General features: G+C 37.1%; 17 protein-coding genes. 3 read left to right on the top strand and 14 right to left on the bottom strand.

What is annotated here, in order from left to right:
• The first annotated feature begins 56 nt into the window (after positions 1–56).
• Positions 57–1,274 (top strand): tyrosine recombinase XerC, encoded by a 1,218-nt coding sequence (xerC, locus tag FRX51_RS03210; RefSeq protein WP_146495791.1) that lies wholly within the window; start codon positions 57–59, stop codon positions 1,272–1,274.
• A 109-nt stretch (positions 1,275–1,383) separates the two neighbouring features.
• Here the strand turns inward: xerC and rpsI are convergent, their stop codons facing one another.
• On the bottom strand, positions 1,384–1,776 hold the full coding sequence (gene rpsI / locus FRX51_RS03205) for a 30S ribosomal protein S9 (RefSeq protein ID WP_012516324.1): 393 nt from the start codon (positions 1,774–1,776) through the stop codon (positions 1,384–1,386).
• 21 nt (positions 1,777–1,797) lie between these two features.
• A complete protein-coding gene (rplM, locus tag FRX51_RS03200; RefSeq protein WP_146461100.1) occupies positions 1,798–2,244 on the bottom strand; it encodes a 50S ribosomal protein L13 in 447 nt (148 codons plus the stop codon).
• A gap of 362 nt (positions 2,245–2,606) precedes the next feature.
• On the opposite strand from rplM, the gene hslO reads away from it, so the two are divergent.
• Both hslO and dusB read left to right on the top strand, forming a co-directional pair.
• Positions 2,607–3,479, top strand: coding sequence for an Hsp33 family molecular chaperone HslO (gene hslO, locus FRX51_RS03195; protein ID WP_146495789.1), 873 nt, complete (start codon positions 2,607–2,609; stop codon positions 3,477–3,479).
• A complete protein-coding gene (gene dusB / locus FRX51_RS03190) occupies positions 3,466–4,446 on the top strand; it encodes a tRNA dihydrouridine synthase DusB (RefSeq protein ID WP_146495787.1) in 981 nt (326 codons plus the stop codon). Before hslO ends, dusB begins: the two co-directional genes overlap by 14 nt.
• 150 nt (positions 4,447–4,596) lie before the next feature.
• Here the strand turns inward: dusB and FRX51_RS03185 are convergent, their stop codons facing one another.
• From FRX51_RS03185 to FRX51_RS05810, 12 genes are all read right to left on the bottom strand, one after another.
• Positions 4,597–7,044: an ATP-dependent Clp protease ATP-binding subunit gene (locus FRX51_RS03185; protein WP_146495785.1), complete on the bottom strand. Its 2,448-nt coding sequence runs from the start codon at positions 7,042–7,044 to the stop codon at positions 4,597–4,599.
• Between the two features lie 6 nt (positions 7,045–7,050).
• Positions 7,051–7,509 (bottom strand): CtsR family transcriptional regulator, encoded by a 459-nt coding sequence (locus tag FRX51_RS03180; protein ID WP_146461090.1) that lies wholly within the window; start codon positions 7,507–7,509, stop codon positions 7,051–7,053.
• Positions 7,510–7,616: 107 nt separating this feature from the next.
• On the bottom strand, positions 7,617–8,654 hold the full coding sequence (gene tsf, locus FRX51_RS03175; protein WP_146495783.1) for a translation elongation factor Ts: 1,038 nt from the start codon (positions 8,652–8,654) through the stop codon (positions 7,617–7,619).
• A gap of 92 nt (positions 8,655–8,746) precedes the next feature.
• Positions 8,747–9,514 carry a 30S ribosomal protein S2 gene (rpsB, locus tag FRX51_RS03170; RefSeq protein WP_146495781.1) on the bottom strand — a complete coding sequence of 256 codons (768 nt, stop codon included), beginning with the start codon at positions 9,512–9,514 and terminating at the stop codon, positions 8,747–8,749.
• A gap of 193 nt (positions 9,515–9,707) precedes the next feature.
• A complete protein-coding gene (locus FRX51_RS03165; RefSeq protein WP_146495779.1) occupies positions 9,708–10,415 on the bottom strand; it encodes an HlyD family efflux transporter periplasmic adaptor subunit in 708 nt (235 codons plus the stop codon).
• A gap of 17 nt (positions 10,416–10,432) precedes the next feature.
• Positions 10,433–12,583: a peptide cleavage/export ABC transporter ComA gene (gene comA, locus FRX51_RS03160; protein ID WP_146495777.1), complete on the bottom strand. Its 2,151-nt coding sequence runs from the start codon at positions 12,581–12,583 to the stop codon at positions 10,433–10,435.
• Positions 12,584–12,736: 153 nt separating this feature from the next.
• A complete protein-coding gene (locus tag FRX51_RS03155; RefSeq protein WP_146495775.1) occupies positions 12,737–12,892 on the bottom strand; it encodes a class IIb bacteriocin, lactobin A/cerein 7B family in 156 nt (51 codons plus the stop codon).
• 206 nt (positions 12,893–13,098) lie between these two features.
• On the bottom strand, positions 13,099–13,305 hold the full coding sequence (locus FRX51_RS03150) for a class IIb bacteriocin, lactobin A/cerein 7B family (protein ID WP_398587260.1): 207 nt from the start codon (positions 13,303–13,305) through the stop codon (positions 13,099–13,101).
• Positions 13,306–13,490: 185 nt separating this feature from the next.
• Complete coding sequence (locus tag FRX51_RS05815; protein ID WP_186627097.1) at positions 13,491–13,667, bottom strand: hypothetical protein; 177 nt, start codon at positions 13,665–13,667, stop codon at positions 13,491–13,493.
• Between the two features lie 190 nt (positions 13,668–13,857).
• On the bottom strand, positions 13,858–14,010 hold the full coding sequence (locus tag FRX51_RS03145; protein ID WP_146495773.1) for a Blp family class II bacteriocin: 153 nt from the start codon (positions 14,008–14,010) through the stop codon (positions 13,858–13,860).
• Between the two features lie 146 nt (positions 14,011–14,156).
• The gene (locus FRX51_RS03140; RefSeq protein WP_146495771.1) at positions 14,157–14,339 is read right to left on the bottom strand and encodes a class IIb bacteriocin, lactobin A/cerein 7B family; all 183 of its coding nucleotides are present in this window, start codon (positions 14,337–14,339) and stop codon (positions 14,157–14,159) included.
• 95 nt (positions 14,340–14,434) lie between these two features.
• Positions 14,435–14,608: a hypothetical protein gene (locus FRX51_RS05810; protein ID WP_186627095.1), complete on the bottom strand. Its 174-nt coding sequence runs from the start codon at positions 14,606–14,608 to the stop codon at positions 14,435–14,437.
• Between the last annotated feature and the right edge of the window lie 107 nt (positions 14,609–14,715).

Genomic DNA, 14,715 nt, shown 5'->3' with positions numbered 1-14,715 from the left:
GGTTTGTTATAATAAAGCCACGGTATTTTTCTAGCTCAATTCACAAGGAGGATACTATGTCAATTACAAAAACAAAAAATGGAACTTATCGATTACGTGTATATATTCCAGAAGAAGTTAAGTCTTCGCTTGGAACAAACAAAAAAGTGATTGAAAAACGATTCAAATTAAGGAGCGAAGCTAAAAAATACGAACTCGAACTACAAAACAAAATTGATAATATCCTAAACGGTAGAAATGAATCATTCGACAATAGTGGTTCAATCCTTTTTTCAGATTTTTATTACAATATTTGGTGGAAATCCTACAAAGCAGGACAAACAACATCTACTACCAAACCACCATCAAAAGCCACTGTTAATGGTACAGAAATTGTTTTTAGAAAACATATCCTACCTCTGTTAGGCAACTATTCTATTGAGTTCCTCAACCAAAACAAACAAGTCGTATTAAACCTGTTAACCCAAAAAGCAGAAGAATATGCAAACTTCAAGGTCATTAGAAGCTATGTTAATTCTATCTTTGACTGGGCAGAGGAACTTGAATATATCGAAACAAATCGCCTTTCTAAGACCATTAGTCGTATTAAGGCAACTAAAAAAATCAAATTGCAAGAAGCTAAAAAAGATGAGGATTTGTATTTATCACAAGATGAACTGCAAGCATGGTTTACAGCATTTGGAGAAGACTTGGAAAACAATAAACTCTTATTCAAAGACTATGTGCTCTTTTATACAACTTTTTTCTTAGGAGATAGAAAGTCAGAAAGCTATGCTTTACAATGGAAACACATAAACATTAAGAAACAAGAAATTCAATTAGTCCAAGCCTTAGATAAATATAAAAATCCAAAATCTACCAAAGGGAACAAAAAAACAACTTTCCAAATCCCTATTGAACTAGCTGACTTACTTCAATCTTGGAAAAAACAACAAAAAGCTGAGTTGGCAAAATTTGGCATTATCCAATCTGATGAGCAGTATGTCTTTACTTATATCGATACGAGAGGGAATGTCAACAGTCCCTTACACGCTGATTATCTTAATAATAAGATGAAATCAGTCAAACGCCGTCATAAAGAACTAGCACACGCCACACCGCATAAATTACGCCATACTGGGGCAACTCTTGCCAAGCAAGCAGGAACATCACTAGAAGCCATTTCAGAGGCTCTGACTCATAGCGACACTCTCACAACCAAGACTTATGTCAACACTTCAAATATTGTGCCAATGACAGTTGGAGAAATTGCCTATCGCAATCTTAAAAAGTAATGGTGTGAATTTGGTGTGAAAAGTGGTGTGAATTTTGCTAAAAAATCATCAAAAAACACCCCATGGCGTGAACCATGAAGTGTTGTAAATGCTGTATTGTAGCTGCTTCTTAACGTTTTGAGAACTGGCTAGCTTTACGAGCTTTCTTAAGACCTGGTTTTTTACGTTCAACCATACGTGCGTCACGAGTCAATAGACCTGCACGTTTCAATGAATCGCGGAAATCTGGGTCAACTTGAAGCAATGCACGGGCGATACCATGACGGATTGCACCTGATTGACCAGCATAACCACCACCAACAACGTTAACGAAAACATCGTATGAACCTTCAGTAGATGTTACCGCAAAAGGTTGGTTGATAACAAGACGAAGATCAGCATGTGGAATGTATTCTTCAACGTCTTTTTTGTTTACAGTAATTTTACCAGTACCTGGAACCAAACGTACACGCGCAACTGCGTTTTTACGACGGCCTGTACCTGCATATTGTGCTTGTGCCATAATTTATTTGCTCCTTTCCTCTTAGATAAGTCCTGAGATGTCAAGTACTTCTGGTTGTTGTGCAGCATGAGTATGCTCACCACCAACAAATACTTTCAATTTCATTCCTTGAGCACGTCCAAGAGTATTATGTGGAAGCATGCCTTTAACTGATTTTTCAATCAAACGAACAGCGTTTTTAGAACGCAACTCACCTGCAGAGATTTGTTTCAAACCACCTGGATACAATGAGTGAGTGTAGTAGATTTTATCAGTCGCTTTTTTACCAGTTAATTTAACTTTTTCAGCGTTGATAACAATGACAAAATCACCTGTATCTGTGTGTGGTGTGAAAGTTGGTTTGTTTTTACCGCGAAGTACGCTAGCAACTACTGCAGAAAGACGTCCAAGAGGTACATCAGTTGCGTCAACCACGTACCATTTACGTTCAACTTCACCTGGCTTAGCCATGTATGTTGTTTTGTTCATGAGTTCTCCTATACGAATCGTTTTTGTTTACTAGTGTGGATGTTCCAGTCCACAAGTTATTTGAAGGGTTCCGGGGCCTTTCAAATGGGGTAAACAATACCGTTTATTATTCTATCAAATCATATAGACTATCGTCAAGTATTTATACTTTATTTTTTCAATAATTTTTAGAAAGATATTTATCCCTCGATAATACTCTAAAGACCGTCCGACCTATCTAACAAGCTCTGCAAAAAATAGCCTCATTTTTTGATTGGTATATTCTCTGTCACTATCCTGACAGTGACGACGACAAGTAAAGTATTTAGAAGCCACAATTCCTTTCCTCGCTTATTTTTTCCTCTTTATGATATAATAAAAGAATGGATAAAATAGTTAAATCAATAGCAAGTTCTGGCTATTTCCGTGCTTTCGTACTTGATTGTACCGAAACAGTCCGTACTGCCCAAGAAAAACATCAAACACAAGCTAGCTCTACTGTGGCTTTGGGACGTACCTTAATTGCCAACCTTATTTTAGCGGCCAATCAAAAAGGTGATAGTAAAGTGACCGTCAAAGTTATTGGTAATAGTTCTTTTGGCCATGTCATTTCCGTCGCTAATACCAAAGGACAGGTCAAAGGTTATATTCAAAACAAGGGCGTTGACATCAAAAAAACTGCCACAGGCGAAGTGCTGGTCGGTCCTTTTATGGGACAAGGGCATTTTATTACCATTGTTGACTACGGAACCGGTAATCCTTATACCTCAACCACTCCTTTGATTAGTGGAGAAATTGGCGAAGATTTGGCCTATTATTTGACAGAGAGCGAGCAAACTCCTTCTGCTGTTGGGCTTAATGTTTTGCTTGATGAACAGGATCAAGTAAAGGTTGCAGGTGGCTTTATGCTACAAGTTTTACCTGGTGCACCAGAAGCTGAAATCAAGCGTTATGAAGACCGTATTCAATCTATGCCTGCCATTTCAAATCTACTAGCTGCAGAAGAACCTTTGACTGCTCTGCTCGATGCCATTTACGGCGAAGACGAATACAAGCGTCTTACAGAAAGCGAGCTTGCTTTTGTTTGTGATTGTTCTAAAGAGCGTTTTGAGCAGGCCCTCATCACCCTGCCAAAAGCAGATTTACAAGAGATGAAAGACGAAGACCACGGAGCAGAAATCAACTGCCAATTCTGTGGCACAAATTATTACTTTACCGAAACAGATTTGGAGAATTTAATCAATGACAAAGCTTAATTCATCATTTATGATTGGCAATGTAGAAATCCCTCATCGGACCATTCTTGCCCCAATGGCTGGCGTGACTAACTCTGCCTTTCGTACCATCGCCAAGGAGTTTGGTGCTGGTCTAGTCGTTATGGAAATGGTTTCAGACAAAGGAATCCAGTACAATAATGAAAAAACCTTGCACATGCTTCATATCGAAGATGGGGAAAATCCAGTTTCTATTCAGCTATTTGGTAGTGACGGCGACAGTCTAGCTCGTGCAGCCGAATTCATCCAAGAAAATACCAAAACAGATATTGTTGACATCAACATGGGATGCCCTGTGAATAAGATTGTTAAAAATGAAGCTGGTGCTAAATGGCTCAAAGACCCTGAAAAAATTTATTCTGTTATTAACAAGGTTCAATCTGTACTTGACATTCCTCTAACGGTCAAAATGCGAACAGGTTGGGCTGACGCTTCTTTAGCAGTCGAGAATGCCTTAGCTGCCGAATCTGCTGGTGTATCTGCCCTTGCCATGCACGGACGAACACGCGAACAGATGTACACTGGCACTTGTGATCACGCAACCTTAGCCAAGGTTGCTAAAGCCCTAACTAAGATTCCTTTTATGGCTAATGGAGACATTCGTAGCGTTGAAGAAGCTAAATTTATGATTGAGGAAATCGGTGCTGACGCTGTCATGATTGGCCGAGCTGCCATGAACAACCCTTACATCTTCACTCAGATCAACCACTATTTTGAAACAGGGGAAATCCTACCAGATTTACCTTTTGAAAAGAAATTGGACATCGCCTATGAACACCTACGTCGCCTTGTTAAACTTAAAGGCGAACACATTGCCGTTCGTGAATTTCGTGGGCTTGCACCACACTATCTGCGTGGAACGTCAGGAGCTGCCAAGATTCGTGGTGCTGTTTCTCGTGCAGAAAGTTTAGCAGAAGTTGATGAGATTTTTGCTTCAGCGCGTCGGTAGGTTAATTTAAGTTAGACTTAAGTTTCATCACTTATACTAAGCTCATCCGAAATATTATTTGTTTTTCATAGATCTCCAAAAGAGTGCCAAACGGCACTCTTTTTTATGCTTAAAATCAATTAAAAAAACTGAGAAGTTATCTCAGTTTTCTTAGATAATATCAAATTTTAATTTATTCTTGCTTAAGCCAACTTTCAGCGTTTGACCAGCCGTTAACTCTCCGCCTAGAATCAATTCTGCCAACTTATCTTCCACCTGAGTTTGAATAGTACGTCGTAGAGGGCGAGCTCCCATCTCCACATCATAACCATCTTTAGCCAAATGTTTCAAGGCAGCAGGTTGGACTTTAAGCACAATATCTTGTTCTGCTAAATGAACCACCAAAGGCTGAATCAACAATTTAGCAATCGCAAAAAGATTATCTTCCGTCAAACTATGGAAAACCAATTTGTCATCAATACGATTCAAAAATTCTGGACGATAAGACGTTTTCAACTCTTCCAAAATACGTTTTTCCATAGCTGTATGATTTTGACTCAAATCCCTTGCCCCAAAACCAACGGTTTTATCATCACGCAGAGCTGTCGCTCCCAAATTACTGGTCATGATAATCAAGGTATTTGAAAAATCAACTCGACGACCACGGCTATCTGTCAAGACACCATCATCTAGAACTTGTAACAGCAAGTTAAACACATCTGGATGAGCTTTTTCAATCTCATCAAAAAGTAAAACAGAATAAGGTTTATTTTTCACTTTTTCTGTCAACTCTCCACCTTCATTATAGCCAACATAACCTGGTGGCGCCCCATTCAAACGACTTGCCGCAAATTTTTCCATGTATTCACTCATGTCAAAACGAATAAGAGCTGATTCATCATCGAATAATAAGGCAGCCAGGGCCTTAGCCAATTCTGTTTTACCAACACCTGTCGGCCCCAAAAACATGAAAGAGCCAATCGGTCGCTTACCTGTTCGGATTCCAGACTGATTACGACGAATGGCACGAGCAATAGCTGAAACGGCTTGTTCTTGACCGATTACTCGCTTATGCAACTCTTTTTCGAGAGTTAAATAACGTTTATTATCCGCTTGGCTTAATTTTTGAACAGGAATACCTGACAAACGACTTAAAGTTTTCATCACATCAGCTGATGTCACTTCAATTGGCTTCATCAACTTATCTTGCTCATCTACTTGCTTAAATAGAGCCTTAGCTTGTTTCATATCTGCCGCTAAAAAGGCCTGATCTAAAGCCGTTAGATGACTACCTAATTCTTTTTTAATCATGGTTTGAACAGTTGCACTGGTTTCATCCAACAAATCCAAGGCCGAATCAGGTAATCTCTTGCTTGTTAGGTAACGGTGGGCTGCCTTAACAGCTGTTAAGACCACATCATCAGATAAAACAACCCGATGATAGCTTTCATAAGTTTCTTTAACACCTAAAAGAATCTGATAAGTTTCTTCAATACTTGGCTCTTCCAAAGTAATCTTAGCAAAACGACGAGAAAGGGCTGCATCTTTTTCAATATGTTTTTGATATTCATCTTGAGTAGTCGCCCCTACCAAACGAAGATACCCACGAGAAAGAGCTGGCTTAAGAATATTTGCCGCATCTAAAGTACCTTCCATGCCACTACCTGAACCCATAATGGTATGCAGCTCATCAATAAAAAGAATGATCTTGCCGTCTGTCTCAACATCCGCAATAATCTTATTCATGCGTTCTTCAAAATCACCACGAAAACGAGTTCCAGCCAAAACGGTCATCATATCTAATTCTAAAACACGAAAATCTTGTAATTCATAAGGAATTTTACCTGCCACAATACGTTGTGCCAAGCCATAAGCTAAAGCGGTTTTACCCACTCCCGCTTCACCAACGAGAACAGGATTGTTCTTGCTTTTACGACTAAGCACACGAATCATGCGAGTAATTTCTTCTTGCCGACCAATAACTGGATCCAACCTACCTGCTTGAGCTAAAGCTGTTAAATCACGAGTAAACTCTTCTAATTCACCTGCCGTTGACACTGGCTTCATCATCTCTGAAAAGCCACCTTTTTTAGCTTTTTTTGGTACCTTTAACTCACGAATTGCTTTGATCTGCTCCTTAGTAAAGCCAGCATAGGCTTCAACAGTCTTTCGCAAATCATGGATTTTAACCATTTCACCTTGTTCAACATTACGATCAAAACCAACCAATTGCAGCAATCTAAAAGCAACTGTATCCTCACTTAGTAAAATTGCTTCCAAGACATGTTCTGAACCAATCTCTTTGTTTGAGGTCACTGCACAAATCTCACTAGCATAATCTAACAGACGACTCAAGGCTTGAGATTGAGACACAAAAGAAAAACCAAGATTCGTTTCCTCAGGTTCTTGTCCTATCATTTCAATCGCGGCATCTTGATAACGCTCAAGAGGAACTTCTTGATCATATTCTAAAAAACTAAGTGCAGCAACAGAACCTTCTGTTGCGGTCATTGCCAAAAGAATATGCCAACTTTCTAAAAATTTACTCTTAAAACTGACCGCAATAAATTGACCCAAGCCAAAAATTTCCTGCATTTTTAGTGAATACTGATGTGTCATCACTTATTATTGTCCTTTTCTATCTAATCGTTGTAATAGTTTGTCTAACATACGTGCACGAATTGCTGGAGCGTCTTGACCTAACACCTCATCACAACTAGTTGCTAATAGCATCTCACCTTCACGTTGACTAATGATTTTTTCATCAAAAAGATACTGTATCAAATCCGCAAAAACTGTTTGACTAACTCTCAGTCCTAGAGATTCTCTCAGATTACTCAACAATTTATGTTTATCTGAAAAAGTGACCTTGGCAATTCGAATATAGCCACCACCACCACGCTTACTTTCTACCATGTAACCACGATTTTCGGTAAAACGAGTTTTAATGACATAGTTAATCTGACTAGGGACAACTTGAAAAAAATCTGCCAAGCTAGAACGACGAATTTCAGCAATTCCCTCTTGGAGTAATATTTTCTTTATGTATTCTTCAATATTATCAGATGTGCTTTTATTTACCATACGTCCCCCTTTCTAAGAACTTGACCTTATTTGACTATTCTATCATAAATTCGTATTTTACGCCAACAAATCAAAAAGTCCTAGCTAAGCTAGAACTTTTAGTTTTCCTAGTTATTTAGGGCTGCTGCCATAGTTGCTGCAACTTCTGCTTCAAAGTCGTTAGATGCTTTCTCGATGCCTTCACCTACTTCAAAACGAGCAAATGAAACAGCCTTAGCATTTACTGACTCAAGGTAAGCTTCAACTGTCTTGCTGTCGTCCATGATATAAACTTGTGCAAGAAGTGTATAAGCTTGGTCAACTTGTGTATTGTCAAGCATGAAGCGATCCATTTTACCTGGCAAGATTTTATCCCAGATTTGCTCTGGTTTACCTTCTGCTGCCAATTCAGCCTTGATGCTTTCTTCTGCTTGAGCAATGACGTCATCAGTCAATTGAGCTTTTGAACCATATTGAAGAAGTGGAAGAGCTGGTTTGTCAACCATCGCACGACTTTCATTATCTTGTTCAATCTTATGGTTCAATTGAGCCAACTCATCTTTAACAAATTGTGGGTCAAGTTCAGTGTAAGACAAAACAGTTGGTTTCATTGCTGCAACGTGCATTGATACTTGTTTAGCAAGTGTTTCGTCACCACCTTCGATAACAGTGATAACACCGATACGACCACCATTATGTTGGTAAGCACCAAAGGCTTGAGCGTCTGTTTTTTCAACCAAGGCAAAACGACGGAATGAAATTTTTTCACCGATTGTTGCAGTTGCGTTCACATAAGCTTCTTCAAGTGTTTCACCTGAAGGCATTACCAATTTAAGAGCTGCTTCATTGTCAGCAGGTTGACCTTCTGCAATAACTTTAGCTGTTGTGTTGACCAACTCAACGAATTGAGCATTTTTAGCAACGAAGTCTGTTTCAGCATTCACTTCAACAACTGCTGCAACATTACCGTTAACATAAACACCTGTCAAACCTTCAGCCGCTACACGGTCAGCTTTTTTAGCTGCCTTAGCCATTCCTTTTTCACGAAGCAATTCAATCGCTTTATCAATGTCACCATCAGTTTCAACAAGAGCTTTCTTAGCGTCCATAACGCCAGCACCTGATTTTTCACGCAATTCTTTAACGAGAGCTGCTGTAATTGCCATTTTTCATCCTCCAAATATTGTTTCAATAAAAAACGGAGACAGAGCGGTTAGCTTTGCCCCGTTTGGTCTAATTTCAAATTTTATCGAGCTGATTAAGCGTTGTCGCCTTCAACAACTTCAACGATTTCTTCGATTGAATCAGCTTCTGCTGCTGTTTCAAATTCAACAACTGCATCCTCACCTTGACGACCTTCGATGATAGCATCAGCCAATTTAGCTGTAATCAATTTAACAGCACGGATTGCATCATCGTTAGCTGGGATGATCACATCGATATCATCTGGATCAGCATTTGTATCAACCATAGCTACAACTGGAATACCAAGTTTTTTAGCTTCTTTAACAGCGATTTGTTCTTTATGTGGGTCAACAACGTACATTACATCTGGAATGCGTGGCATATCTTCGATACCACCCAAGAATTTCTCAAGACGAGCACGTTGTTTGTTAAGAAGTGCAACTTCTTTCTTAGGAAGTAGGTCAAAAGTTCCTTCTTCTTCCATACGTTTGATTTCTTTAAGGCGTGCAATACGTTTTTGGATTGTTCCCCAGTTAGTAAGGGTTCCACCCAACCAACGATGGTTGATAAAGTATTGACCTGCACGAGCTGCTTCTTCTGCTACAGCTTCTGCTGCTTGTTTTTTCGTTCCAACAAACAAAACAACTGCATCGTTTGCTGCTGCATCACGCATGAAGTCGTATGCTTGATCAGCCAATTTTACAGTTTGTTGAAGGTCGATAACATGAATACCATTACGTTCTGTAAAGATGTATTTAGCCATCTTAGGATTCCAGCGACGAGTTTGGTGACCAAAGTGAACACCAGCCTCAAGAAGTTGTTTCATTGAAATTACTGCCATGAGTATTTCTCCTTTTAATATGTTTTTGCCTCTCCCAAACTTAAACTCGCAAATCCACCATAACGGCAACAGACCCACAATCCATTTGAGATGAGTATTATCGGAAAACACCGACCTTTGTATGATAACACATTACTTCAAGAATTGCAATTTTTTTAATGTAAAATAGCGTGTTTTTATGATCTTGCTTTTCTTATTGATTAAAAAATCGATTGACATAATAATCAAAATATGTTGATTGACCTGTCACAATCGTCACAGTACCTTCCATACCATACCTTAAAGCAGTAATTTCTTTATCTGAAACCTCTGTTTCTGCAATGATTTTGAAGAAATTTCCAGCTTCTGTTTGTGTGGCAATACTATCAATATTACTAATTTTTGATTTGATGGTCACTGCTTTATTAGACGAATCTGTCATCTGAAATCTAAGAATATCTCCAATAGAAAGTTTAGAAATATCACGAGAAGAGATATAAGATACCATATTAACTTTCTTTTCTTTTTCTAAAATAGGATACAAGCTAGCAATTTGTGTCCCTTCAGGAATAATTTGATTTTGGGACACATCTGACCTCAAATGCATGAAACCATCTTCAACTGCAGATATAGTCATTTCAGGTAATGCTTCATATTCCACCAAAACCTCTCCTGCTTTGACAAGTTTATTTTCTTGAAGATAGTTAGATTTTATTTTATTGTTACTGGTTGATTGAATATGAGCAATCACACGATAAGGTTCTACTGTAGCAGACGTTTTAAGGCTAATTTCCTTTTTCATGAAACATAGAAAAACGCCTACAAAAAGAAATAAAATAAAGGTTGGGACGATAATCTTACTGGCAAAATTATGATAACGCCTCTGATAAAACTCTGAACTCTCTAGTAATTCTTCATACATTTTCTACTTCCTTTCGCCTAACTATTAACCAAATGTGCGTAGAAACCATCCCGTTTCAATAACTCTTGATGATTCCCTTCTTCAATTATTCGCCCCTTATCAAGTACAACGATATTATCTGAACGTTCCGCAATCGTCAAACGATGTGCAATAAAAATCACAGTCTTATCCAATGCCAACAAATTATCAATAATTTTCTTTTCAGTCAATACATCCAAACTACTTGTCGCTTCATCTAAAACCAAAATTGGCGAATCTGTCAGTAAAGCTCTCGCCAATGCGATTCGTTGACGTTGACCACCTGAAATCCCTGCCCCATCAGTTGTCAACTCTGTTTGATAGTTGAGTGGCATATTTTCAATATCTGAACGAATTTCAGCTAATTCAACAGCTCGAAAAATATCTTCTTGACTCGTTCCTTCCTTAGCACCTAGTAATAAATTTTCTAAAATCGTTCCATTAAAAATATAAGGTTGTTGGGGTAAATAATTGATATAACGACGAAGCGCCGTTTTATCAATATCTTCTAAATCAATATGGTCTAAGAAAATATTCCCTTTTGTGGGATTAAAAAAATTAACCAACATCTTAGCCAAGGTTGTTTTACCAGAACCAGACACCCCAATAAAAGCTAGTTTACTTCCTGATTTAATCGTTAAATTAATATCAGTCAGTACATCTCTCCCATAACCATACTTGTAACTAACATCTTTAAACGTAATATTTCCTTGACAATTAGACAACTCTGTAATGATCTTTTTATTTTTAAATTCAGACTCAACCAAATAAACCTCATTCAGACGATTATTCGCCACCTTGGCAGTTTGCAATTTGGTTTGTAAATTGATTAGATTTTCTAATGGATTGGTAAAATAGACTAACAAGGAATTATAGGTAATCAATTGTCCTAATGACATCTTGTTATCCATAACCAGATAAGCACCTAGCCAAAGCACGCCGACATTGAGTAAAAGTTGAGCTAATTTTTTCAAATTTTTTTGAATGCTTTCTGCTCTGTTATAAGCAAAAGATTTTTTCAAATAATCGACAAACTCTTTATCAATCTTTTGATAACGCTGTTTTTCACTGGTTAACGATTTAATCGTCTCAATACCATTAATATCTTCAATGATTGATGATGACAAAACTGCATTAGCTTCCATCGTTTCTTGATTCATTCGCTCAAATGGTTTCATAAAAGCAAAAATAATCGCTGTATAGACCGGTAAAGCCATCAAGCTAATCAAAAACAGGTAACTATTTTGAGAAAATAGCACACATGACATAACGAGAATAATAGAAAAGTCTAAGAAAATTGATAAAATCGTACTTGCCAAAGCATCAATAATAGAGTTAGCATCCGTAAAACGAGAGATAATTTCTCCTGTTCGACGTGTGGCAAAAAAAGACATGGGGAGATTAAAAAGATGTTTGATATAAGACAAAATCACATCAATTGATAAACGTTGCCCTAAGACTAACAACAGATATTCCTGACCATAAGAAAGTAGTTGTTGAAGGCTATACACGACAACCAAACCAAAAGAGATGATACTTAACGTATTCTTCAATTGCTCGGGAATATAAGTGTCAATAATAGATTGTAAATAATACGACCCTAAAACATTGATGATGGTCACCAACAATGTCGCAATCACAATATTTGCGATCAATCCTTTCTGACGTGCCAACAACGGAACAAATGAGAATAAACTATCTTTTTTATCTTGATGAACGGTATAGTTAGGACTTGGTGCCATGAACAGAGCAACTCCTGTCCATTCTTTTTCAAAACGTTGACGAGGCAACTTAGTCATCTTAATTGCAGGATCTGGGTCTGCAATATAAATACTATCCTTATCACAACCAGTCACGACATAATAGTGCATGAGATTACCATTTTTTAAAACATGGGCGATAAAGGGATAGATGATGTCTTCATCAAACAAGGTCATATCTGCTCTGATGGCTCGTGTTTCAAATCCCTCTCCCTCAGCTACTTTGACCAAACCATAGGCTGTCGTTCCTTCTTGAGTCGTCTTAGCAAGCTCTCTCAATCTTGCTAGGGAATAATAAGAGCCATAATAGCCAAAAATCATGGCTAAAGCCGCAACCCCACAATCCCTCATATCCACTTGAGGTCGATAGTGTTTTTTTCTAAATTTCATAGATACTCCTATAATATATACTTAGCAACACGCGTTTTATTTTCACCTAATCATTAGTAAAAAAGCTGAAAATTTCAGCTTTTTTACTAATAATCGGGGTGATAACTCATCCCATTTTCCAATTCAAACTGATACGTTAATAGATTATGTAAATTATCTTCCACGTCTCGCTAAATCTCTTCCAAAATCATAACCAATTTTTACTGCTGAAATAAATAAACTTCCTAGACCTATACCTACTGTAATCGGTTCAATACCGCCTTCAATATTCAAAAGCTCTTCTTCTGTTAAATGATCAAAATTATACATATCTTATTTTCCTCCTACTTCTCTATAGATGATAACTACCAATAAACAAATTAATGATATAAACGTCATATCTACAGACAGTATCCATTGAGGTGGTCTATAGATATTCAAATCATTTAAAATATACAGAATTAAATAAATTAATGAACTAATAAAAATAGTAAACTCTGGTAAATATTTCATTTCCATTATTCACCTCTCTATCTTTACGGTCTATTAGCATAATAACCAGCTGCTGCACCAACTGCAAGACCAGTACCAATAACAGCTCCTACACCTCCTATAACTTTCCATCCAACCACAACTCCACCAATAACAATTGGTGCAAGTCCACCATCCATTTTAATTAATTCTTGTTCTGATAGTTCTACAAAATCAATAGTCAAATTATCCATACGTTCTAATTTATTCATTGTATTTCTCCTTTATCATGCTATAAAATTAAATAATGTTCATATTTTTGTAAGGTGAGTCTCTACTCATTACGTTCTCCTTTCTATCTTATCTATTCGCTTTTGAATCACAATATTTAACTATAAGATTAGTTATCAATTAAGAAAATACAAAATTGTTAATAAAACTATTATCTTTGTTGTTACTATTTCATCAATCGATTAGCATACACTAATCCTGTCGGAGCTGTACCTCCGAAAATTGCTCCATAGAGATAGGCTGGCATCTTATGTAAACCACCTCCGCTAGATTCTACTATTTCCTGTTCTGATAATTCTATAAAATTAACATTGAAATGATTCATATACTTTGATTTATTCATTTTATACTCCTTTTCAAATAAGATGCTTAGTAATAGCATTTATTATGATTACTTTAGTAAAAAATATAACTTATAGTTCTTTCTCTCATTTTGTATATTCGTTTTCTTTATACTCTTATTGTAATATAAAAACTAAAAAAGCAACATGACGGGGAAGTCAGGTCGCTAAATTCTTAGTAACTTGAACATTCTACCCAAAAATTCTAGCCACTCCATAGCCGACAATACCCGCTCCTGTTCCGGCTAGAACAGAATAGCCAATAACTGCCAAAACGCCCATTCCACCATCAACAGTTGCAAGTTCTTCCGTCGTCATTTCTTCAAATTTATTCATCAATTCCATGATTTAACTCCTTTATGATCCTATTATTCAAATAATTTAATTCAATCCCAAACACACACCTACAAGTAATCCAATCCATGATGCTACAGCAATAATCATTGCTGAAATATTCGGATTAATCTCTTTTGTCATACTACACCTCTTAATTAACGTTTATTTCGTGATAAACCAACAGCAATTCCTGCACTAAAACCAGCAAAAGCTGAACCAGAAATAATTGTTGCTGCTACAGCAATTGGAAGAATACCACCTTCCACTTTCATCAATTCCTGATCTGAAAGATTTAAAACATTTGTATTGACATGATTTAACGTTTCTAATGTATTCATTTTATTTCTCCTTTCTATCTATCTATTCGCTTTTTTATAGTAAAAACCAAAGATAAAACAAGAAAAAAGCCAAGCTTTTCTGCTCAGCTTTTTTACTAATGAGTTAATTGATAAATCATCGAAATTACTTCATTAACAATAGTAAAACCCACTAGAAAGGCAATGGCAAACTTAGAGATGAATAACTCTGACTCAGCCGAATTTTTTAACCTAAATATTAAATAGACTACCACAACCAGTAGCGTAAAGAGTTTCAAATCAAGTGACATCATTTCCCCCGTATTTCTCTACTAATCATAATCAACAACACCCCATTTAGTATCAGTAACGTTGGATCAAAAACTTGTAGCCATTGAGGCATTGGATAGATCTTTGT

The sequence above is a fragment of the Streptococcus sp. sy010 genome, assembly GCF_007859175.1.
In the GTDB taxonomy this organism is placed as follows: Bacteria; Bacillota; Bacilli; order Lactobacillales; family Streptococcaceae; genus Streptococcus.
Note: the sequence above shows the minus strand (reverse complement) of the source record. Positions and strands in the feature narration are given on the sequence as shown.

Coding starts and splice junctions, on each gene's coding strand:
- xerC (WP_146495791.1), top strand. CDS start 57: ATGTCAATTACAAAAACAAAAAATGGAACTTATCGATTACGTGTATAT.
- rpsI (WP_012516324.1), bottom strand. CDS start 1,776: ATGGCACAAGCACAATATGCAGGTACAGGCCGTCGTAAAAACGCAGTT.
- rplM (WP_146461100.1), bottom strand. CDS start 2,244: ATGAACAAAACAACATACATGGCTAAGCCAGGTGAAGTTGAACGTAAA.
- hslO (WP_146495789.1), top strand. CDS start 2,607: ATGGATAAAATAGTTAAATCAATAGCAAGTTCTGGCTATTTCCGTGCT.
- dusB (WP_146495787.1), top strand. CDS start 3,466: ATGACAAAGCTTAATTCATCATTTATGATTGGCAATGTAGAAATCCCT.
- FRX51_RS03185 (WP_146495785.1), bottom strand. CDS start 7,044: ATGACACATCAGTATTCACTAAAAATGCAGGAAATTTTTGGCTTGGGT.
- FRX51_RS03180 (WP_146461090.1), bottom strand. CDS start 7,509: ATGGTAAATAAAAGCACATCTGATAATATTGAAGAATACATAAAGAAA.
- tsf (WP_146495783.1), bottom strand. CDS start 8,654: ATGGCAATTACAGCAGCTCTCGTTAAAGAATTGCGTGAAAAATCAGGT.
- rpsB (WP_146495781.1), bottom strand. CDS start 9,514: ATGGCAGTAATTTCAATGAAACAACTTCTTGAGGCTGGTGTTCACTTT.
- FRX51_RS03165 (WP_146495779.1), bottom strand. CDS start 10,415: ATGTATGAAGAATTACTAGAGAGTTCAGAGTTTTATCAGAGGCGTTAT.
- comA (WP_146495777.1), bottom strand. CDS start 12,583: ATGAAATTTAGAAAAAAACACTATCGACCTCAAGTGGATATGAGGGAT.
- FRX51_RS03155 (WP_146495775.1), bottom strand. CDS start 12,892: ATGTATAATTTTGATCATTTAACAGAAGAAGAGCTTTTGAATATTGAA.
- FRX51_RS03150 (WP_398587260.1), bottom strand. CDS start 13,305: ATGAATAAATTAGAACGTATGGATAATTTGACTATTGATTTTGTAGAA.
- FRX51_RS05815 (WP_186627097.1), bottom strand. CDS start 13,667: ATGAATAAATCAAAGTATATGAATCATTTCAATGTTAATTTTATAGAA.
- FRX51_RS03145 (WP_146495773.1), bottom strand. CDS start 14,010: ATGGAATTGATGAATAAATTTGAAGAAATGACGACGGAAGAACTTGCA.
- FRX51_RS03140 (WP_146495771.1), bottom strand. CDS start 14,339: ATGAATACATTAGAAACGTTAAATCATGTCAATACAAATGTTTTAAAT.
- FRX51_RS05810 (WP_186627095.1), bottom strand. CDS start 14,608: ATGTCACTTGATTTGAAACTCTTTACGCTACTGGTTGTGGTAGTCTAT.